This is a genomic window from Kitasatospora acidiphila (assembly GCF_006636205.1).
GTDB classification, from domain to species: Bacteria; Actinomycetota; Actinomycetes; order Streptomycetales; family Streptomycetaceae; genus Kitasatospora; species Kitasatospora acidiphila.
Genome location: NZ_VIGB01000003.1, coordinates 3924303 through 3943545, shown reverse-complemented (window position 1 = coordinate 3943545; position 19243 = coordinate 3924303). Strand labels below are relative to the sequence as shown.

General features: G+C 72.4%; 17 protein-coding genes and 1 pseudogene. 8 read left to right on the top strand and 10 right to left on the bottom strand.

The features are described 5' to 3' along the window. Positions 1-2 precede the first annotated feature (2 nt). The 4 genes and pseudogenes from E6W39_RS43000 to E6W39_RS18375 all read right to left on the bottom strand — a co-directional run bounded on the left by E6W39_RS43000 (position 3) and on the right by E6W39_RS18375 (position 1624). Entirely contained in the window at positions 3-452 is a 450-nt protein-coding gene (locus E6W39_RS43000) for a hypothetical protein (protein ID WP_267286791.1), read from the bottom strand. Positions 453-467: 15 nt separating this feature from the next. Then, positions 468-617, bottom strand: a pseudogene (locus tag E6W39_RS42995) (formyltransferase family protein); the annotation flags it as partial. 312 nt (positions 618-929) lie between these two features. Continuing rightward, positions 930-1067, bottom strand: a complete 138-nt coding sequence (locus tag E6W39_RS40470) for a hypothetical protein (protein ID WP_220140229.1) — start codon at positions 1065-1067, stop codon at positions 930-932. A 248-nt stretch (positions 1068-1315) separates the two neighbouring features. Continuing rightward, a complete protein-coding gene (locus E6W39_RS18375; protein WP_141634442.1) occupies positions 1316-1624 on the bottom strand; it encodes a hypothetical protein in 309 nt (102 codons plus the stop codon). Positions 1625-1714: 90 nt separating this feature from the next. On the opposite strand from E6W39_RS18375, the gene E6W39_RS39450 reads away from it, so the two are divergent. Then, complete coding sequence (locus E6W39_RS39450) at positions 1715-1873, top strand: hypothetical protein (protein ID WP_181799321.1); 159 nt, start codon at positions 1715-1717, stop codon at positions 1871-1873. 188 nt (positions 1874-2061) lie between these two features. Here E6W39_RS39450 and E6W39_RS18370 read toward each other — a convergent pair whose 3' ends face one another. Continuing rightward, complete coding sequence (locus E6W39_RS18370) at positions 2062-2652, bottom strand: TetR/AcrR family transcriptional regulator (RefSeq protein WP_141634441.1); 591 nt, start codon at positions 2650-2652, stop codon at positions 2062-2064. Positions 2653-2731: 79 nt separating this feature from the next. Between E6W39_RS18370 and E6W39_RS18365 the strand changes: the two genes are divergently transcribed. Next, positions 2732-3499 carry an SDR family oxidoreductase gene (locus E6W39_RS18365; protein WP_141634440.1) on the top strand — a complete coding sequence of 256 codons (768 nt, stop codon included), beginning with the start codon at positions 2732-2734 and terminating at the stop codon, positions 3497-3499. A 224-nt stretch (positions 3500-3723) separates the two neighbouring features. Here E6W39_RS18365 and serC read toward each other — a convergent pair whose 3' ends face one another. Both serC and E6W39_RS18355 read right to left on the bottom strand, forming a co-directional pair. Then, positions 3724-4845: a phosphoserine transaminase gene (serC, locus tag E6W39_RS18360; protein ID WP_141634439.1), complete on the bottom strand. Its 1122-nt coding sequence runs from the start codon at positions 4843-4845 to the stop codon at positions 3724-3726. A 176-nt stretch (positions 4846-5021) separates the two neighbouring features. After that, positions 5022-6122 carry a citrate synthase 2 gene (locus E6W39_RS18355; RefSeq protein WP_141634438.1) on the bottom strand — a complete coding sequence of 367 codons (1101 nt, stop codon included), beginning with the start codon at positions 6120-6122 and terminating at the stop codon, positions 5022-5024. Positions 6123-6507: 385 nt separating this feature from the next. Here E6W39_RS18355 and pdxH point away from each other — a divergent pair, with 385 nt between their 5' ends. From pdxH to fxsT, 6 genes are all read left to right on the top strand, one after another. Then, positions 6508-7131 carry a pyridoxamine 5'-phosphate oxidase gene (pdxH, locus tag E6W39_RS18350; protein WP_141637816.1) on the top strand — a complete coding sequence of 208 codons (624 nt, stop codon included), beginning with the start codon at positions 6508-6510 and terminating at the stop codon, positions 7129-7131. Between the two features lie 346 nt (positions 7132-7477). Continuing rightward, complete coding sequence (fxsA, locus tag E6W39_RS18345) at positions 7478-7657, top strand: FxSxx-COOH cyclophane-containing RiPP peptide (protein ID WP_141634437.1); 180 nt, start codon at positions 7478-7480, stop codon at positions 7655-7657. Between the two features lie 50 nt (positions 7658-7707). Beyond that, positions 7708-10068 (top strand): FxsB family cyclophane-forming radical SAM/SPASM peptide maturase, encoded by a 2361-nt coding sequence (locus E6W39_RS18340; protein WP_181799320.1) that lies wholly within the window; start codon positions 7708-7710, stop codon positions 10066-10068. Further along, positions 10068-10889, top strand: a complete 822-nt coding sequence (locus E6W39_RS18335) for an aminoglycoside N(3)-acetyltransferase (RefSeq protein ID WP_141634435.1) — start codon at positions 10068-10070, stop codon at positions 10887-10889. Before E6W39_RS18340 ends, E6W39_RS18335 begins: the two co-directional genes overlap by 1 nt. Before the next feature lie 131 nt (positions 10890-11020). Next, the gene (locus tag E6W39_RS18330; protein ID WP_141634434.1) at positions 11021-12373 is read left to right on the top strand and encodes a TIR-like protein FxsC; all 1353 of its coding nucleotides are present in this window, start codon (positions 11021-11023) and stop codon (positions 12371-12373) included. Beyond that, positions 12366-16427, top strand: a complete 4062-nt coding sequence (gene fxsT, locus E6W39_RS18325) for an FxSxx-COOH system tetratricopeptide repeat protein (protein WP_141634433.1) — start codon at positions 12366-12368, stop codon at positions 16425-16427. The genes E6W39_RS18330 and fxsT overlap by 8 nt, the downstream gene beginning before the upstream one ends. 3 nt (positions 16428-16430) lie before the next feature. Here the strand turns inward: fxsT and E6W39_RS18320 are convergent, their stop codons facing one another. From E6W39_RS18320 to E6W39_RS18310, 3 genes are all read right to left on the bottom strand, one after another. Further along, the gene (locus E6W39_RS18320; RefSeq protein WP_141634432.1) at positions 16431-17306 is read right to left on the bottom strand and encodes an alpha/beta fold hydrolase; all 876 of its coding nucleotides are present in this window, start codon (positions 17304-17306) and stop codon (positions 16431-16433) included. A gap of 53 nt (positions 17307-17359) precedes the next feature. Next, entirely contained in the window at positions 17360-18283 is a 924-nt protein-coding gene (locus E6W39_RS18315) for a DUF4231 domain-containing protein (protein ID WP_141634431.1), read from the bottom strand. Positions 18284-18394: 111 nt separating this feature from the next. Continuing rightward, on the bottom strand, positions 18395-19144 hold the full coding sequence (locus E6W39_RS18310) for an SIS domain-containing protein (RefSeq protein WP_141634430.1): 750 nt from the start codon (positions 19142-19144) through the stop codon (positions 18395-18397). Positions 19145-19243 lie beyond the last annotated feature (99 nt).

Sequence of the window (19243 nt, the reverse complement as noted above, 5' to 3'; positions counted from 1 at the left end):
TGTCAGCTCGGGAGTAGCCAAGCCGCGCGCGTCGGCACCGGTACCCATTCCACCAGCCATAGTGGACCGTCGCCGCACTCCACCCGAACTCCGTCACCAGGCGTAGTACGGGACTTCAGCACCGACCACCACTGGCCCTTGACCATGGCGAGCGGACCGGGGAGCGGGAACAGTCCGAAGCGGAAGGCGCGGACGAGATTGTGGATGTCGTGCCGCTTCGCCGACCAGTCGATCACCGAGTGCTGCGGGCCGAACAGGCCTTCGTAACTGGCATGATCGTTGGACTGGGCCGTCCCGGCGAAGCCACCGGCGGCCAGTTCCAGCGCTTCAGCGAGTAGTTCGCGCGACAGCGCCTGGACCTCGTCGAAGACGCAATCGCCGTCCAGGTCGTCCGGCAGTTCTACGCCGCCACGTTGGACGAGGATGCGGCCGGTGTCGAAGGACTCGTCCATCCAGTGGACCGTCACCCCCGTCTCCGGATCTCCGTGGCGTACCGCCCAGTGGATCGGCATCGGCCCACGATGGCGGGGCAGCAACGAGGGGTGGACGTTCAGCACGCCGAGGCGGGGGATCCGCAGCACCTCGGCCGAGAGCTTCCAAGGGAACCCGTTGCACACCACCAGGTCCGGTTGACAGCCGGCGAGTGCACGGGCCAGGCCGGCGGGGCTGCGCGGTAGCAGCAGGTCAGGGCCCGGCGGCAGCTGAGCCAGGATGTTGCCTACGGCGGTCCCCGCCACGGATGCGCTCCGTTGGTCCGGCTGGCGCGGGGCGCGAACACGTAGGCGATCGGCTCGTGCCCCGCCGCGATGCACGGGCCGTGCAGGTCGGCGAACCCCTCAGCGCCGTAAGACAACAGAACGATCCGCAAGCGCTCCGGCACCGCGCCTCCCCGTAGGCTGACTGATGGCTGAGCCTAGCTTGACGGGGCGTCAGCTGCCGTCGGCGACGGCCGTCCTCACCCGGCGCGCCAGGTAGCGGTGGATCTCGGTGGCGTGCCGGTCGTAGATCTCACCGAAGCGCTCGGGCGCGATCGCTGACTCGCCGATAATCTCCGCATCGGTAACCAACTGGCCTGCTGTCGAGGCTATGTCGGCGTCCGTCAACAGACGCTGGGCCGATGGCTCGCTGGCTGGTCCCCGTGCATCATGCATGTCAACTCCGTCTGTCGGCAGGCGTGTCCCGTGCTTGCACTCCTTATTGGCATCCCGCCGAGGTCGGGTTCGGTGGTGATCGGCGGAAATCCGGGCCGGATATGCGAGCGGGCCGGACCCCTTGGAAGGGCCCGGCCCGGCGATCAGTTGATGCTGGCCGACGATCAGACGTGGTACAGCTGGGTCAGCTCGGTGATCTGCTTGTTGGAGTTGACCACCACGTCGTAGAAGTTGCCCATGCACTCCTCGCCCTTGGGGGTCGGGAACTTGTCGGGCTGGCCGCAGGACTGGACGTGGCGCAGGGCGGTGTCCCAGGGGACGAGCTTGAGGCCGCCGTCGTCGTAGATGATCTTCGTCTTGGCGGTCTGCGAGAAGGTGTACTCGACCGCCTGCGTGGTCGGGTCCCACTGCGGGCCGTCCGGGAGGTTGGGGTCGCAGTCGGCCTTGGCGATGTAGGCCTCGACGTGGTTCATGGCGCCGTTGACGTTGTCGACGCGGATCGCGGTGTGCCCGGGTGCGAGGGTCGGGCAGTCGGAGGCTTGGCGCTACCGGACGCAACGGGCTTGGCGGGCTTGCCGGTCGCCGGCGCGGAGGCCGGGATCGACGCGGCGGCGGACGGTGCGGTGGACGACGCCCCGTTGCCACCCGTGTTGGTGTCGTCCGGACCGCAGGCGGTCAGCGTGAGCGCGGTGGCAGCGAGCAGGGCCGCGGCAGCGGCGTGACGGGCTGAAATGGTGTTCCCCATGAACGGAAAAGTGTGTGCGCCGGCCCTGACGGCCGACCAACTACCGTGCGCACGCCTCGTACTGGTGTGCGGTCGGCGTGGCACGAGGGAGAACTGTACCGGCTCGGGCGACGGAGTTGATGTTGGTCGGCTCGGCGTGGCGCGTGTGATCCGGCTGACGTCCGGTCAGCCGGCCGCCTCCGGCCAGGCCCGCATCGCCGCCGCGGCCACCGCCTCCAGCTCCTCGCGCACCGCGCCGTCCCGGGCCTGCTGGGACATGCCCTGCAGCACCGCGCCCGTGAAGCGGGCGAGGGTGGCGGGGTCGGTCTCCGGTGGCTCTTCGCCGCGGGCCACCGCCGCCGCGATCCGCTGCTCGAAGTCGGCGATGTTGGCGTTGCGGATGGCGCGCAGGGCGTCGCGCACCTGGGGGTCGGTGCAGTTGGCCGCGGCGCTGATGATCATGCAGCCGCGCGGGTGCTCGGGCGCGGTGTACTCCCGGGCGGCGTCGAGGAGCAGGCGGGCCACGCCGACGCGCACGGTGGGTTCCTCGTCCATGGCCCGCAGGCCGTAGTGCTCGCCGTAGCGGGCCACCACCTTGTCGAAGAGTCCGCGCTTGTCGCCGAAGGCCGCGTAGAGGCTCGGCGGTCGGATGCCCATGGCCTCGGTGAGGTCGGCGATCGAGGTGGCCTCGTAACCGTGCTCCCAGAACAGCTCGGTGGCGGTGGCCAGGGCGGCCTCGCGGTCGAAGGAGCGGGGGCGCCCGCGGGTTCCGGTCATGGAGCCAATTTTATATCGACCGCTACAGATCCCGTGCTACGGTTCTTTTCATAGTGATCGCTACAGAAAGGCGACGGCCATGGATCGGCTCACTGGCAAGACCGCTCTCGTCACCGGCGGCAGCCGCGGCATCGGCAAGGGGATCGCGCTGCGGCTGGCGCGCGAGGGGGCGCTGACCGCCGTGCACTACGGCAGCAACGAGCAGGCGGCCAAGGAGACGGTGGCCGAGATCGAGGCGGCCGGCGGGCAGGCCTTCGCGGTCGGGGCCGAGCTGGGCGTGCCGGGCGACGCCGCCGCGCTCTGGGCGGCCTTCGACGCGGCCCTGGCCGAGCGGGGCGCCGCGCCCGGCGTGGACATCCTGGTGAACAACGCCGGGATCGGCCTGCTCTCCCAGGTGCACGAGGTGACCGAGGCGGACTACGACCAGGTCTTCGCGATCAACGTCAAGGCGCCGTTCTTCATCGTGCAGCAGGGCCTGGACCGGCTGCGGGACGGCGGCCGGGTGATCAACGTCTCGTCCGGTGTGGCCCGGATCGCCCTGACCACGACGATCGCCTACTCGATGACCAAGGGCGCCCTGAACGTCTTCACCCACACCCTGGCCCAGCAGCTCGGCGGGCGCGGGATCACCGTCAACGCGGTGGCCCCCGGCATCGTGGCGACCGACATGAACCCGCACCTGGACGACCCGGCGCAGCGCGCGGAGTGGGGCAGCATGTCGGTCTTCAACCGGGTCGGCGAGCCCGCCGACATCGCGGACGCGGTGGCGTTCCTGGCCTCCGATGACGGCCGCTGGGTGACCGGCCAGGTGCTGGACGCCACCGGGGGCTCGCATCTGGGTGTCTGAGTCGGCCGGGTACCCTCGGGAAGCGTGGATCCCAAGACTCGTACCCGCATCGTCTCCGGCGCCCTGGGGCTGATCCTGGTGGCCGTGCTGATCGCTGCCGTCCTCGGGAAGTAGCCCCCGGAGACGGCGTCTGCAAGTAGCCCCCGGACACGTCGAAGGGCCGCCCCGGTCACCCGGTGGCGGCCCTTCGGCTAACCGAGGACAGCCTCAGCCGAGGAGAGCCCTCAGAGCTGCTCGACCACGTAGTCGATGCAGGCCGTCAGCGCCTGCACGTCGGCCGGGTCGACGGCCGGGAACATCGCGATCCGCAGCTGGTTGCGGCCGAGCTTGCGGTACGGCTCGGTGTCCACGATGCCGTTGGCCCGCAGCGCCTTGGCGACCGCGGCGGCGTCGACGGCGTCGTCGAAGTCGATGGTGCCGACCACCTGCGAGCGCATCGCCGGGTCGGCGACGAACGGGTTGGCGAACGAGGACTTCTCGGCCCAGCCGTAGAGGTGGCCCGACGATTCAGCCGTACGGGCGACGGCCCACTCCAGCCCGCCGTTGCCGTTCAGCCACTCCAGCTGGTCGGCCAGCAGGAACAGGGTGGCGATCGACGGGGTGTTGTAGGTCTGGTCCTTCGAGGAGTTATCGATCGCGGTCGGCAGGTCGAAGAACGGCGGGACGTAGCGGCCGGAGGCGGCGATCTCGTTGGCCCGCTCCAGCGCGGCCGGCGAGAAGGAGGCCAGCCAGAGCCCGCCCTCGGAGGCGAAGGACTTCTGCGGGGCGAAGTAGTAGACGTCGGTCTCGGTGATGTCCACCGGCAGGCCGCCGGCGCCCGAGGTGGCGTCCACCAGTACCAGCGAGCCGTCGCCGGCGGTGCCCGCGGGGCGGCGCAGCGGCATCGCCACGCCGGTGGAGGTCTCGTTGTGGGTGAGCGCGTAGACGTCCACGCCGTCCTCGGCGACCGGCAGCGGGTGGCTGCCCACCTCGCTCTTGATCACGGTCGGCTCGTCCAGCCACGGCACGGCCTTGACCGAGGAGGCGAACTTGGACGAGAACTCGCCGAAGCTCAGGTGCTGCGACTTCTGGCGCACCAGGCCGAGGGCGGCGATGTCCCAGAAGGCGGTGGAGCCGCCGTTGCCGAGCACCACCTGGTAGCCCTCGGGCAGCGAGAAGAGGCTGGCGACGCCCTCGCGCACGCGCTTCACGATGTTCTTCACCGGAGCCTGGCGGTGCGAGGTGCCGAGCAGTGAGGTACCGGTGGCGGCGAGGGCACTGAGGGCCTCGGGGCGCACCTTGGACGGGCCGCAGCCGAAACGGCCGTCTGCGGGCTTGAGGTCAGCGGGGATCTGAATCTGGGCCACGGGCGCAGCCTACTGCTCCGTATCGCCCTGGTCCGCCCCCTGTCCGGCCGCTGAGATGGGATCTTCAGCGACCGGGCGGGGATGTGGACCTGTCGGATCGTCAGCGAACGATCGGATCACCGGATCGTCGGATCGGACGGGGATCCGATCAGCGCGCGATCGAGTCGTGCATCCGATCAGTGCGCGATCGAGTCGTAGCCCTCGACGTCGCGCGGGCTGCGCGGGCCGGGGCCGATGTAGCGGGCGGACGGGCGGACCAGGCGGCCGGTGCGCTTCTGCTCCAGGATGTGCGCCGACCAGCCGGCCGTGCGGGCGCAGGTGAACATCGAGGTGAACATGTGCGCCGGCACCTCGGCGAAGTCCAGCATGATGGCGGCCCAGAACTCCACATTGGTGGCCAGCACCCGGTCGGGGCGGCGGTTGTGCAGCTCCTCCAGGGCGGCCTTCTCCAGCGCCTCGGCGACCTCGAAGCGCGGCGCGCCGAGCTCCTTGGCGGTGCGGCGCAGCACGCGGGCGCGCGGGTCCTCGGCGCGGTAGACGCGGTGGCCGAAGCCCATCAGGCGCTCGCCCTTGTCCAGGGTCTTCCGGACGTAGGCGGCGGCGTCGCCGGTGCGCTCGATCTCCTCGATCATGTGCAGCACCCGGGACGGGGCACCGCCGTGCAGCGGGCCGGACATCGCGCCGACCGCGCCGGAGAGGGCGGCGGCCACGTCGGCACCGGTGGAGGCGATCACCCGGGCGGTGAAGGTGGAGGCGTTCATGCCGTGCTCGGCGGCGGAGGTCCAGTAGGCGTCGACGGCCTTGACGTGCTTGGGGTCCGGCTCGCCGCGCCAGCGGATCATGAACCGCTCGACGACGGTCTCGGCCTTGTCGATCTCGCGCTGCGGGACCATCGGCAGGCCCTGGCCGCGAGCCGACTGGGCGACGTAGGAGAGCGCCATGACGGCGGCCCGGGCGAGGTCGTCGCGGGCCTGGGCGACGTCGATGTCCAGCAGCGGCTTCAGGCCCCAGACCGGCGCGAGCATGGCGAGTGCGGACTGCACGTCGACCCGGATGTCACCGGAGTGCACCGGGATCGGGAACGGCTCGGCGGCCGGCAGGCCGGGGTTGAACTTGCCGTCGACCAGCAGGCCCCAGACGTTGCCGAAGGAGACGCTGCCGACCAGCTCCTCGATGTCCACACCGCGGTAGCGGAGGGCACCGCCCTCGCGGTCCGGCTCGGCGATCTCGCTCTCGAAGGCGACGACTCCCTCAAGACCAGGTACGAAATCGGACATCACGCGGCTCCTCAGTGACGTGAGGGCCGGTCCGCCGCTGGTGGGGCGACCGGCCGGTGACCGTTGGGTGTTTGGCACTCGGTGCCAGAGTGACAGGCACTGGGTGCATTGCGCCATACACCACGGCGGTGATGTTTCCCGGAGGAAGCTCGACCTTATGCACGCACCCGGTGAAGACCGGGGGATTTTCCGGTGAAAACCGGCCACTGCCGGACAAATAACCGGCCCGCTGCTGGTCAAGCGGTGGCGAGCCACCATATCTCTTGATGTCGAGATTCCATAGGCAGGGCGTCGTGCGCCGCTTGTCGTACGGGATGATGTTGGCGTGCAGACCCCGGACCGCGCCCAGCCCGCGCCGCAGAACTCCGCCCCCGATCTCGCCCGGATGCGCCGTCACTACGCCGAGGAGGGGCTGTCCGAAACGGATCTGTCCCCCGACCCGGTCGCCCAGTTCAGCAGATGGTTCGCCCAGGCCGAGCGGGCCGGTGTGCTGGAGCCCAACGCCATGGTGCTCTCCACCGCCGACGCCGACGGCCGACCCAGCTCACGGACCGTGCTGCTCAAGGGATTCGACGAGCGCGGCTTCGTCTTCTTCACCAACTACGGCTCCCGCAAGGGTGCCGAACTGTCCGTCAACCCGCAGGCGTCGCTGCTGTTCCCGTGGTACCCGCTGGAGCGTCAGGTGATCGTGATCGGCCGGGTGGAGCGGACCGGGCGGGACGAGACCGCCGCCTACTTCCGGACTCGCCCGCACGGCTCCCAACTCGGCGCCTGGGCAAGCGAACAGTCCAGCCCGGTGGCCTCCCGCGAGGTGCTGGAGCAGCGGTTCGCCGAGTTGGAGGCCCGCTATCCGGAGGGCGAGGGGGTGCCGGTGCCGCCGTTCTGGGGCGGCTACCGGGTGATCCCGCAGAGCGTGGAGTTCTGGCAGGGGCGGCCCAACCGGCTGCACGACCGGCTGCGCTACGTCGCCACCGAGTCGGGCTGGACGGTCGAGCGGCTCTGCCCCTGACCGGCGTCGGGTCTGACCGCCGTCGGATCCGGGGCCCCGGGCGGGCCGGGTCCAGGCGCCCGGGCCTTGGGACCGACATGCTCCGATGCCGAGTCAGGTAGACGCGACGCGGCCGACTTACGCGGATCGGAGTAGTCCGGTCGGATGGTATTCAGTGGCCTCTTCGGGCCATCGGCTCGGCGTCGCCGCAGGTAGGCGCAGTTCGGGGGCGCCGGGCCGGACTACGGCACGTGCCGGTGTCCCCGCGGGCGGTGGACGGCGGCATGCTAGGGCGCTCTGAGCGGGCTACCTTTACCCACATCGGGTGCGGTTGAATCGCATCTCTCGCTGAGAAGGATCTGACGCTATGACCACTGTCCTGACTGTCGAGCCCGCCGAGCACACCGGCCCGCAGACCGACACCCGGATCCCGCTCGACCAACTCGCCGCCCTGGGGGTCGCGGAACTCACCGCAGCGCTGTACCGCGCACTGCCCGGCGAGGAGTCCGGCCAGGTGCCGGTGGCGGCGTTCAACTCCTCCATCTGATCCGACCCGAAACGACAACTGACAGCGACGGATAGATAGTTCGGACTCCCGTGCTGGTTCCGTTCTCGCAGGTGGTGCTGAAGGTGCACAGTCGCTGCGACCTGGCCTGCGACCACTGCTACGTCTACGAGCACGCCGACACCAGCTGGCGCGGCCGCCCCAGGGCGATCGGCGAGGCGGTGGTCGACCAGGCGGCGCACCGGATCGCCGAGCACGCCCTGGCCCACCGGCTCCCCGCGGTGCACGTCGTGCTGCACGGCGGGGAGCCGCTGCTGGCCGGCCCGGTGCTGCTGCGCCGGGCGGCCGAGCAACTGCGCGCCCGGCTGCCCGCCGACTGCGCGCTGGACCTGCGGATCCACACCAACGGGGTCCGGCTCAACGAGGAATTCTGCGAGCTCTTCCGCGAGTTGGGGATCAAGGTCGGCATCTCGCTGGACGGCGACCGGGCCGCCAACGACCGGCATCGGCGGTTCGCCGACGGCCGCAGCAGCCACCCCCAGGTGCTGGCCGCCGTCGAGCTGCTCCGCACCCCGCGCTACCGCGACCTCTACGCGGGCCTGCTCTGCACCATCGACATCGAGAACGACCCGGTCGCGGTGCTGGACGCACTGCTGGAGCTGGACCCCCCGAAGATCGACTTCCTGCTCCCGCACGCCACCTGGGACGCCCCGCCGCCCCGGCACGGCCGCCAGGCTCCTTATGCCGAATGGCTGCTGACGATCCACCGGCACTGGCTGCGGCTCGGCCGCCCGGTCCCGGTGCGCACCTTCGACTCGATCGTCCGCACCCTGGGCGGCCGCTCCAGCCTGACCGAGTCGCTCGGCCTCGACCCGGCCGACCTGGTGGTGATCGAGACCGATGGCACCTTCGAGCAGGCGGACAGTCTGAAAACGGCGTATGACGGTGCACCCGCGACCGGATTCGACATCTTCGCGAACAGCCTCGACGAGGTCGCCCGGCACCCTGGCATGATGGCCCGTCAGTCCGGGCTCGCCGGGCTCAGCGCGCAGTGCCGGGCCTGCCCGGTGGTGCGCAGCTGCGGCGGCGGGCTCTACGCGCACCGCTGGCGCACCGGCGCCGGCTTCGACAACCCGTCCGTCTTCTGCGGAGACCTCATGCGGCTGATCACCACCATCCGGGACCGGGTGGCCCCCGTGCAGCCGGCGGCCGCCGGCACGGGCGCCGGACTGACCGAGGACCAACTGGAGCAGCTGGCCGGCGGCTACGGGGACGGGGCGACGGTGCGGGCCCTGGCCGCCGGCCAACTCGACCTGACCAGGCGGCTGCTGGCCGCCGTCGGCCCGGCGGCCGGCCCGGCCTGGGAGCTGCTCACCGAACTGGACACCGAGGCCCCGCTGGCGGTGGACGCGGTGCTCACCCACCCGTATGTGCGGGCCTGGGCGGTGCGCTGCCTGAGCGACGGGACGGGCGGGGCGGACCTCGGTCCGCTGGCCGAGATCGCCGCCGCCGCCGCGCTGCGCGCCGGCCGGAGCACCGAGGTGGCCGTGCCGGTGCGCGGGGGAGCGGTCCAACTGCCGACACTGGGACGGCTGCTGACCGGTGGCAGCGGCACCGCGGTGCTGCGCGGGGGCGCCGCCGCGTTCACCGTGCGGGCGCCCGGCGGCGCCGAGTTCCGGGTGGCGCACGACCAGCCGGCCGGCGAGCGCTGGCTGCCGGTGCGCCGGGTGGAGCTGCCGGCGGGCTGGACGGTGGCGCTGGAGGACCTGGACCCGTACCGGGACAGCCACCAGTGGCCGGCCGAGCAGCGGCTCACCGCGGCGGCGCTCGCCGACTGGACCGGATCGCTGCGCGAGGCCTGGGAGTTGACCCAGCGCGACCTGCCGCAGTACGCGGCCGGGATCGCGGCCGGGCTGAACACCATCACCCCGCTGCGCCCGGGCCCGAGCGGCCGGGACGTCAGCGCGGCCGCCCGGCAGGCCTTCGGGGCGGTCGGCATCGCCCGCCCGGCCACCGCGCCGATCCTGGCGCTGCTGCTCGCCCATGAGTTCCAGCACGTCAAGCTGGGCGCGGTGCTGGACTTCCACGACCTGTTCGACCGCGCCGACCAGCGGCTCTTCGACGCGCCCTGGCGGGCGGACAAGCGGCCGCTGGAGGGGCTCTTCCAGGGCACCTACGCCCATCTGGCGGTCACCGAGTTCTGGGCCACCCGGGTGCGGGCCTACGACGGGCTGCGCGGGGACGCCGCCGACCACGCCCGCGAGCAGCTGGCGCGCTGGCGCGGGCACACCGACCGGGCCATCGACACCCTGCTGGGCTGCGGCGCGCTGACCCCGCTGGGCGAGCGGTTCGGGCGCGGCATGCGGGCCTCGCTGGACCGCTGGGGCTCCGTGCGGGTCGAGGCGGCGCCGCTGCCGGCACCGGCGGCCAAGCCCGCCGAGCTGCCCGCCTGATGTCCCCGGTGATCCGGCTGACCGCCGAGCTGCGCGCGCTCGGCGTCGGCCCCGACACCGGCGTGCTGCTGGTGCACGCCGCGCTGCGCTCGCTGGACGCCCCGGCGCGGGACTCGGCCGCGGTGCTGGCCGCGCTGCGGGCCGCGCTGGGGCCGGCCGGCACCGTGGTCGGCTACACCGCGACCCCGGAGAACTCGCTCACCTCCCGGCTGCACACCCGCGCCACCGCCGCCCTCACCCCCGCCGAGCTGGTCGCCTACCGCGCCGCGATGCCCGCCTTCGACCCGCTGACCACCCCCAGCTCACCGACGGTCGGCCGGCTCTCCGAGGAGCTGCGCCGCACCCCGGGCGCGCTGCGCAGCGGCCACCCGCAGACCTCGTTCGCCGCGCTGGGCCCCCGGGCCGCCGAACTGACGTGCGACCACCAGCTCCCCAGCCACCTGGGCGACCGCTCCCCGGTGGGCGCGCTCTACCGGGCCGAGGCGCGGGTACTGATGCTGGGCGCCCCCCTCACCACCTGCACCGTGCTGCACCTGGCCGAGTACCGGCTGCCGGATCCGCCGCGCAAGCGCTACACCGCCCGGGTGGCCGGGCGCGGCTGGGTGCACTTCGACGGCGTCGACGTCGACGACCTGCACTTCGCCCGGATGCTGCCCGTGATCTGGCCCGCTCTGGGGGCCCGCACCGGCCGGGTCGGCGGCGCCCCCGCGGTGCTGCTACCGGTCCGCCCCGCGGTGGACGCCGCCACCGGGTGGCTGCGCGCCGAGCCGACACGCCGTGCGGTGCCCCTGGCGAGGGGTGAGATCCGGGCAAACTCCTGACAGTTGACCGTGCTCTGACGCATGATCAGTGGCAGCAGGGCAGGCTCGGCGCTATTCCCTCCAGGAAGCCGTCCTTCCTACACTGAAGGTCCCCCTGCGGGGAGGAGCGGTCGGCGCCCGGGGGAGGCTGAGTGAACGACGCTGAAGGCGTGCGGCAGGCCTCGGCGAAGCCGCACTTCTTCCTCTCCTACGCGCACATGCCGACGGTCGGCTCCCGCAATCCCAATCTGCGGGTCAGCCAGTTCTACGAGGACCTCTGTGAGGCGGTGCTGCAGTTGACCCCCCTGCCCACCGCCGACCCGGTCGGGTTCATGGACGAGACCATGCACCAGGGCGACAACTGGGCGGCCAAGATCTCCGAGGCACTGGCCACCTGCCGGGTCTTCGTGCCGCTCTACCACCCGCGGCTGTTCCGCTCCACGCCGTGCGGGCAGGAGTGGTACACCTTCGCCCAGCGGGCCGCCAAATCCCCGGGCGGACCGGCCCACAACACCGCGGTCGTGCCGGTGCTGTGGGTCGGCATGCGCGAGGGCGCGCTGCCCAAGGTGGCGTCCGAGGTGCAGTACAACCACTCCAGCATGCCGCTCGCCTACACCGAGGACGGCCTCTACGCGCTGATGGCCCAGCGCCACCACCAGGGGCTCTACGAGCAGGTGGTCTACAAGATCGCCCGCCGGATCGTCGACGTGGCGCTGGAGACCGTGGTCCCGGTGGTCGAGCCGGTCGACTTCACCACCAACCCCTCGGCCTTCCCCAGCCACTCGCCGGCCGACGAACTCACCATCGCCGTGCTGTCGTTCAAGGACAGCGAGGTGCCCGAGCACCGCGACGCCGGCTGGTACGGCGCGCTGCGCACCGACTGGCAGCCGTACGTCCGCGGCGGTGACACCACGCTCGCCGACAAGGCCGCCCAGCTGGCCCGGCAGTGCGACCTCAACCCGACCGTGCACGAATTCGACGCCCGCGTCGACCACTTGATGGAGCTGGAGCAGCCCACCGGCCCCGGCGTGCTGCTGCTGGACCGCTGGGTGCTGCAGGATCCGGCCCGGGCCGCCCTGGTGGCCGAGTTCGCCCGGCGCAACCCGGCCTGGGTGAGCGTGGTCGAGCCGTGGAACCGGGACGATCCGCAGTGCGCCGCCGAGACCGCCAACCTGGCCGCGCTCAGCGACCGGGTGCTGCGCCGCCGCACCGGCAGCGCCCGCCCGTCGTTCCGCCCGGTGGCCGGCGACCACCTCGACCCGGAGGGGGTGCCCACCGCCCGGGACTTCGGGCTGGCCTTCCAGCACGCGGCGATCAGGGCGCAGAAGGCGTTCAAGGAGCGCGCGCTGCCCCGGCCGCCCGGTGGCGGCGAGCCCCGGCCCCGGCTGCTCGGCGCGTTCGGCGACCTACCGCCCTCGGGCCCGCGGGGCGGCCGGCCCGGCACAGCGCGACCGTTCGACAACGAGGATGACGAGAGCGACCGAGGGGGAGACAACGATGCCTGACACGTCCGACAAGGACCGGACGCGCAACCTGCGACTGGGCAGGCGCGCCTCCGCCCCGGAGCAGGACCAGCCGCCGGAGGAGGAGCGGCAGGGCCGGATCATCACCTTCTACTCCTACAAGGGCGGCACCGGGCGCACCATGGCGCTGGCCAACACCGCCTGGATCCTGGCGGCCAACGGCCACCGGGTGCTCACCGTGGACTGGGACCTGGAGGCGCCGGGCCTGGCCAAGTTCTTCCACCCGTTCCTGGACGCGGCCGAACTCGCCGAGGCGCCGGGCGTGATGACGCTGATCAACGACTACCGCGAGGAGGCGCTGCGGGAGACCGAGCTGCACGCCGACGCGCTCCTGGAACCCGAGCGCTACCAGGAGGAGCTGCGCGGGATCGGCCACCACCAGGGCTGGCACCTGGACTTCGCCAAGGTGGCCGGGCACACCGTGTCGCTCTCCTGGAACGGCTTCCCGCCCGGCGGCGGCATCGACTTCCTGGCCGCGGGCCGGCAGGACCGCGACTACTCCGGCACCCTGGGCAGCCTGGACTGGGACCTGTTCTACGAGCGGTTCGACGGCGGGCAGTTCTTCGACGCGCTCCGCGCCGACATGCGCAAGCGGTACGACTACGTGCTGATCGACAGCCGCACCGGCCTGTCCGACACCGCCGAGATCTGCACCGTGCAGATGCCGGACGACCTGGTGGTCTGCTTCACCCTGAGCGACCAGAGCATCGACGGCGCCTCCCGGATCGCCCAGCACATCGCCGACCGCTACCGCGAGCGGCAGATCCGGATCCTGCCGGTGCCGATGCGGATCGACGACTTCGAGAAGGAGAAGGCCGACGCCGGCCGGGCGCTGGCCCGGATCCGCTTCGACGGGCTGCCGTCCGGCCTGTCCGGCGAGGAACTGGTGCACTACTGGGGCTCGGTGGAGATCCCGTACCGGCCGTTCTACGCCTACGAGGAGATCCTCGCCACCTTCGGCGACCAGCCCGGCACCCCGACCAGCATGCTCTCCGCCTGCGAGCGCCTCGCCGACGCGATCACCGGCGGCGAGGTCAGCTCGCTGCCGCCGATGGACGAGGAACTGCGGCTGCGCTACGTGGAGGCGTTCACCCGCCGCCGCCCCACCGTGCCCGCCGACATCTACCTCAGCTACGTGCCCGAGGACCGGATGTGGGCCGACTGGATCGAGTACGTGCTCGGCCTGGCCGGCTTCCGGGTGCTGCCCCGGGACATCAGCGCCGGCGCCGACCCCCGGGTGGAGACCGAGCGCTCGGTGGACGCCGCCTTCCGCACCGTCGCCGTGCTCTCGCCCGCCTACCTGCGCTCCCCGCAGGCCCGGGCGCTGTGGGAGTCGGTGGCCGGCTCCGACCCGTCCGGCACCCGGCGCCAGCTGATCCCGGTCCGGGTCGGCTCCACCCCGCTGGTCGCGCCGTTCAGCACCCGCAACCCGGTCGACCTGGTCAACCTCAAGGAGCCGCAGGCGCTGGCCGCACTGGTCAAGGCGCTGGGCAAGGAGGAGGTGCCGACGGTCGACGGCGCCACCGGCCCGCGGTTCCCCGGCACCCAGCCGGAGATCTGGAACGTGCCGCCGCGCAACACCTACTTCACCGGCCGCGCCGAGGTGCTGGAGCGGCTGCGCAACCAGCTCGGCGGCGGCACCACCGCGGTGCTGCCGGTGCCGCAGACCCTGTACGGCCTCGGCGGCGTCGGCAAGACCCAGGTGGCGCTGGAGTACGCCCACCGCTTCATGGCCGACTACGACCTGGTGTGGTGGATCTCGGCCGAGCAGGAGGAGGAGATCCAGGGCCAACTGGCCGAGCTGGCCCGCCGGATGGGCCGCTCCACCAACGAGCCGGTGGCGCACGCGGCGGAGATCGCGCTGGAGGCGCTGCGCCGCGGCGAGCGGGCCAAGCGCTGGCTGCTGATCTTCGACAACGCCGACGAGCCGACCGAGGTGCGCCAGTTCTTCCCCGGCGGCCCGGGCCATGTGCTGGTCACCTCGCGCAACCAGGCCTGGTCCACCGCGGCCGAGGCGCTCACCATGGACGTCTTCACCCGCCCGGAGAGCATCGACCACCTGACCAGGCGCACCGGCGGCGCACTCGCCCAGCAGGACGCCAACGCGGTGGCCGAGGCGGTCGGCGACCTGCCGCTGGCCGTCGAGGTCGCCGGGGCCTGGCTGAAGGCGACCGGCACCCCGGTCACCGAGTACATCTCGGCGCTGCGCACCGAGGCCGCCCGGGTGCTGGAGCTGGGCCGCCCGGTCGACTACCCGATGACGGTCGGGGCCACCTGGCGGGTCTCTATCGCCCGGCTGCGCCGGCAGTCCCCGGCCGCCGCCCGGATGCTCCAGCTGTGCGCCTACTTCGCGCCCGAGCCGATCTCGATGAACCTCTTCTACAGCGACCAGATGATCCGGGCGCTGGTGCCGTTCGACCCGGGGCTGAGCGACAAGTTCCTGCTCGGCCGGGTGATCCAGGCGATCGGCCGGTACGCGCTGGCCAAGGTGGACCCCGGGGCCAACAGCATCCAGGTGCACCGGCTGGTCCAGGAGGTGATCCGCTCCGAGATGACGCCGGAGGAGCAGAACGACACCATCCACGAGGTGCACCGGATCCTGATCGGCGCCCGCCCGGTGGTCGGCGACACCGACGACCCGGCCAACTGGCCGTCGTTCGAGGAGATCTGGCCGCACCTGTCGCCGTCCCGGGCGCACGACTGCGACGAGTCCGACACCCGCCAGCTGATGATCGACCGGGTCCGCTACCTGTGGAAGCGCGGCGAGTTCAACCAGGCCCGCCGCACCGGCCACCTGCTGGACGAGGCCTGGACCGCCAAGCTCGGCGAGGACGACCGGCAGACCCTGCTGCTGCGCTTCCAACTCGCCAATGTGATGCGCTCCCAGGGCCAGTACGCCGCCGCCATGGAGCTGGACGAGGACACCCTGGAGCGGCAGCGCCGGGTGCTCGGCGAGCACCACCCGTACACCCTGATGACGGCCGGCTCGCTGAGCGCCGACCGCCGGGCGCTGGGCGAGTTCGCCAAGGCGCTGGAGCTGGACAAGGAGATCCTGGAGCGGTTCCGCGAGCAGTTCGGCGAGGACAACCCGCGCACCCTGTCGATCGCCAACAACCTGGCCATCGACCACCGCCTGGTCGGGGACAGCGCCGCCGCCCTGGAGCTGGACCAGGACACCCTGGACCGGCGCGCCCTGGTGCTCGGCCCCAAGCACCCCTACACCCTCTCCAGCAAGTCCAACCTCGCTCGCGACCTGCGCGAACAGGGCGACTACGAGGCCTCGGTGGCGGTCCACCAGGAGGTCGACGAGGCCTACGCCGAAACCCTCGACATCGACGTGCCGGAGATCCTGCGCAACGCCAAGGCGCTGGCCGTGGCGCTGCGCAAGTCCGGCCGGCAGGCGGAGGCCCGCCGGCTCACCAAGGAGACCTACGAGCGCTACCTGGAGCGGTACGGCGAGAACGCCCCCGACACCCTGGCCTGCGCGCTCAACCTCGCCGCCGACTACAGCGCCGGCGGCGACAAGGACGCGGCCCGCGACCTGGCCCGCCAGGTCTACGTCGGCCACCAGCAACTCTTCGGCCAGGAGCACCCGTTCACCCTGGCCTGCGCCAACAACCTGGTGATCTACCTGCGCGGCAGCGGCGGCCTCGGCGAGGCGGCGGAGCTCGGCGAGGCCACCGTGGCGACGCTGTCCCGGGTGCTCGGCCCCCAGCACCCGTTCACCCTCAACAGCATGATCAACCTGGCCAACGCCTACGGCGACCTCGGCCGGCTCAGTGAGGCCGAGGAGTTGGAGCGGACCGCCTACCGGGGCCTGTGCGACCGCTACAGCGCCACCCACCCGGACGCGGTCTCCTGCCAGGCCAACACGGCGGTCACGCTGCGCTCGCAGGGCCGGATAAACCAGGCGTCCGAGCTGCGCTCCCGCGCGGTCGCCGAGTTCATCCGGCAGCTCGGCGAGGAGCACCCCAACACCGTGTCGGCGCGCGGCTGGAAGCGGATCAACCGCGACCTGGAGCCGCAGCCGGTCTGATCGTCACCGCGGTGCTCCCGCGGCCCACTTCACGGCCGCGGTGAGCACTCGGAAGGACGCGAAGTGCGCCACCCCCGGCTCCAGGAACAGCGTGGCGTCGGGGATGTGGGAGGCCAGCCAGCGGGAGTGGTCGACCGGCGAGAACATGTCCTCGGCGCCGTGCCAGAGCCAGGTCTTGGCGGTGATGTCCTCGACCTGGAAGCCCCAGCCGGTGGTGAAGGCCAGCACGTCGTCGATCCAGCCGTCGGCGTTCTGCCGGAACGCCTCGCGGTAGTTGCGCGCCAGCATCCGGCGGATCCCGGCGTCCGAGACCACCGCCGCGTCATTGCCGGACAGCTCCTGGCGCAGCCCGGCCAGCACGGTCGCCGGGTCGTCCCGGATCCGCCGGGCCCGCTGCGCCATGGTGGCCGCGATCCGCTTGTGGCCGCGCTCGGCGGCCCGGTAGTCGCGGATGTTGGAGGCGGTCATCCCGGAGTACCAGTCCAGCCCCTCGGCGTCCCGGGGCGCCAGCGGGACCAGCGCCGCCACCCGGTGCACCCGGCCCGGCAGCAGGGCCCCGCAGGCCAGCGCGTGCGGGGCGCCGCCGGAGCGGCCGACCACCGCGAACGTCTCCAGGCCCAGCTCGTCGGCGATGGTCTGCACATCGGCGGCGGCCGAGGCGACCCGCCGGCCGCGCTGCCGGTCCGAGCCGCCGTAGCCCGGCCGGTCGAAGGAGATCAGGTGCACGCCCAGGTTGTAGAGCACGGTGGAACGCGGGGTCGGCCCGACCCGGCTGCCCGGGGTGCCGTGCAGCAGGAAGACCGGCCGCCCGGCCGGGTTGCCGAAACTCTGCACGGCCAGGGTCCGGTCGTCGCCGGTCTTGACCAGTCGTGGCTGCACGAAAGCGCCTCCAGAACGTGACTCTGCCAGTTGGAAAAGCGTGGGACACGGGGTCAGTGCCCCGGGCGGACCTCGCGGCGGGCCTGCCAGGTGGTGTGCTCGCGGGAGACGGCGTCCTCGGCGTCCCTGGCGAGCCGGGCCCAGAGCTCCTCGGCGTCGCCGGCCGTGAGGTCGAGCCGGCTCAGCTGGTCGCGCACCTGCTCCAGCTCGTCGGCGGCCAGCCGGTAGGCGGCGGCCAGCGGCCGGTACTGGCGCAGCTGGGCCCAGGCGGCCACCGACAGGGCCACCGCCGACACCGCGCCCAGCAGGTCCAGCGGCAGCACGCCGAGCGCCCCGGGGACGGCCAGCGCCAGCCCGAGCAGCGGCAGCGCGATGCCCAGCAGCTCGGTGAGCCGGCCGGCCCGGTCGCAGTAGGCGCCCTTGGCCCGGTACCAGTCGTGCTGGGCCCGCACCCGCTCCCGCAGGTAGACCTCGCGCCGCACGGCCAGCGGCTCGTCGCGCAGCGCGCGCATCGCCGCGGTGACCGAGGCGCGCTGCTCCGCGTCGGCGGGCAGCGCCGGGCTGTGCCGGAACCCGTGCAGCAGGCCGCGCAGTTGCAGCCGGTAGAGCCCTTCGGCGTCCGGCAGGGTGGCCGGCGGTGGCTGATACGCGTCGGCCCGCACCGCGAACTTCCAGGCCAGCGTCTTCACCGACTCGGCGGCCGCCCGCCCCTCGTACCAGAGGCCCTGGGGCTGCTGCCGGGTCAGCCGCAGGGCCGTCCCGGCCGCGGCCAGGTAGGCGGCCGCGGCCAGCCAGCAGAGCGGGCCGCCGCCCGCGCTGCCGGCCGCGGCCGCCGCGGTGAGCAGCAGCAGCTGCCAGCGGGCCAGCGTGATGGAGCGCCGCTGGCCGAGCAGCGATGCGGAGTCGGCGACCCGGAACAGCTCCGGGAGCAGCTCGTCCTCGCGGACCGGGTCCGTGGGTCGTCCGCCGGCAGCCATCCCGTGTGCCCCCGAGTGCGTGTCGGTGTCCGCTGCTCGAAGTATGGGCGGTCGGCCGGTCCGGGGACAGGGCGCGTACGCGCCTTTTACGGGGAGACGAGATGTCCTCGTTCAGAAGGAGTAGTAGATCCGGTCCGCGTGTTCGGCCATCAGCTTGGCGTTCCAGTCCGTTCCGCCGTCCACGTTGCCCGAGCGGAACAGCGGGGGCGTGCTGCCTCGCTCGGCCAGCTTGCCCACCGCGCTCACCACCACCGCCTGCATCAGTGCGCTGGTGACGATGGTGGACACCGAGCCGAAGCCGGTCTCCACCTCGGGGTGGTCGAGCTCGGCGTCACCGACCGCGATCTTGCTGTCCAGCACCACGTCGCAGTGGTCCTTGAGGTAGGTGCCGGACGGGTGCCGCGAGCCGACCCGCCCCGGGTAGGCGAGCGAGGTGACCGCGACCACGTGCATCCCCCGGGTGCGGGCGTGCGCGGCCAGCTCCACCGGCATCACCTGGCGGCCGGAGAGCGAGATGACGAAGAGCAGGTCACCGGCGGTGGCGGGGGTCAGGTCCAGGGTGGCGGTGGCCAGCCCGGAGACCCGCTCCAGCGCGCTGCCCAGCGGCGCCGGCATCACGTTCACCCCGGTCATCCCGGGCACGTTCAGCAGGTTGACCACCGCCAGGCCGCCGGCCCGGTAGACCACGTCCTGGGCGGCCAGCGAGGAGTGCCCGGCCCCGAAGATGAAGATCCGCCGGCCGTCGGCCACCGCGTCGGCCAGCAGCACCGCGGCCCGGTCGATCGACTCGGCCTCCTCGGTGCGGACCCGCTGCAGGTGAGCCACCGCGGCGTCGAAGTACTGCCCGACCAGATCGCTCATTCGATCGTCTCCTAGGTCGCCCTGAGCCGGTGGAGAAAGGTACGGCGAGCACGCTGCTGCCTGCGCGCCCCCGCTGTCAACAGGGCCCGACCCGGACGG

Excerpts from the sequence above, each read along its gene's own strand:
- pdxH (WP_141637816.1), top strand. The coding sequence starts at position 6,508 with ATGCGCCGTCACTACGCCGAGGAGGGGCTGTCCGAAACGGATCTGTCC.
- E6W39_RS18375 (WP_141634442.1), bottom strand. The coding sequence starts at position 1,624 with ATGAACCACGTCGAGGCCTACATCGCCAAGGCCGACTGCGACCCCAAC.
- fxsT (WP_141634433.1), top strand. The coding sequence starts at position 12,366 with ATGCCTGACACGTCCGACAAGGACCGGACGCGCAACCTGCGACTGGGC.
- fxsA (WP_141634437.1), top strand. The coding sequence starts at position 7,478 with ATGACCACTGTCCTGACTGTCGAGCCCGCCGAGCACACCGGCCCGCAG.
- E6W39_RS43000 (WP_267286791.1), bottom strand. The coding sequence starts at position 452 with ATGGACGAGTCCTTCGACACCGGCCGCATCCTCGTCCAACGTGGCGGC.
- E6W39_RS18315 (WP_141634431.1), bottom strand. The coding sequence starts at position 18,283 with ATGGCTGCCGGCGGACGACCCACGGACCCGGTCCGCGAGGACGAGCTG.
- E6W39_RS18370 (WP_141634441.1), bottom strand. The coding sequence starts at position 2,652 with ATGACCGGAACCCGCGGGCGCCCCCGCTCCTTCGACCGCGAGGCCGCC.
- E6W39_RS18335 (WP_141634435.1), top strand. The coding sequence starts at position 10,068 with ATGTCCCCGGTGATCCGGCTGACCGCCGAGCTGCGCGCGCTCGGCGTC.
- E6W39_RS18365 (WP_141634440.1), top strand. The coding sequence starts at position 2,732 with ATGGATCGGCTCACTGGCAAGACCGCTCTCGTCACCGGCGGCAGCCGC.
- E6W39_RS18355 (WP_141634438.1), bottom strand. The coding sequence starts at position 6,122 with ATGTCCGATTTCGTACCTGGTCTTGAGGGAGTCGTCGCCTTCGAGAGC.
- E6W39_RS18310 (WP_141634430.1), bottom strand. The coding sequence starts at position 19,144 with ATGAGCGATCTGGTCGGGCAGTACTTCGACGCCGCGGTGGCTCACCTG.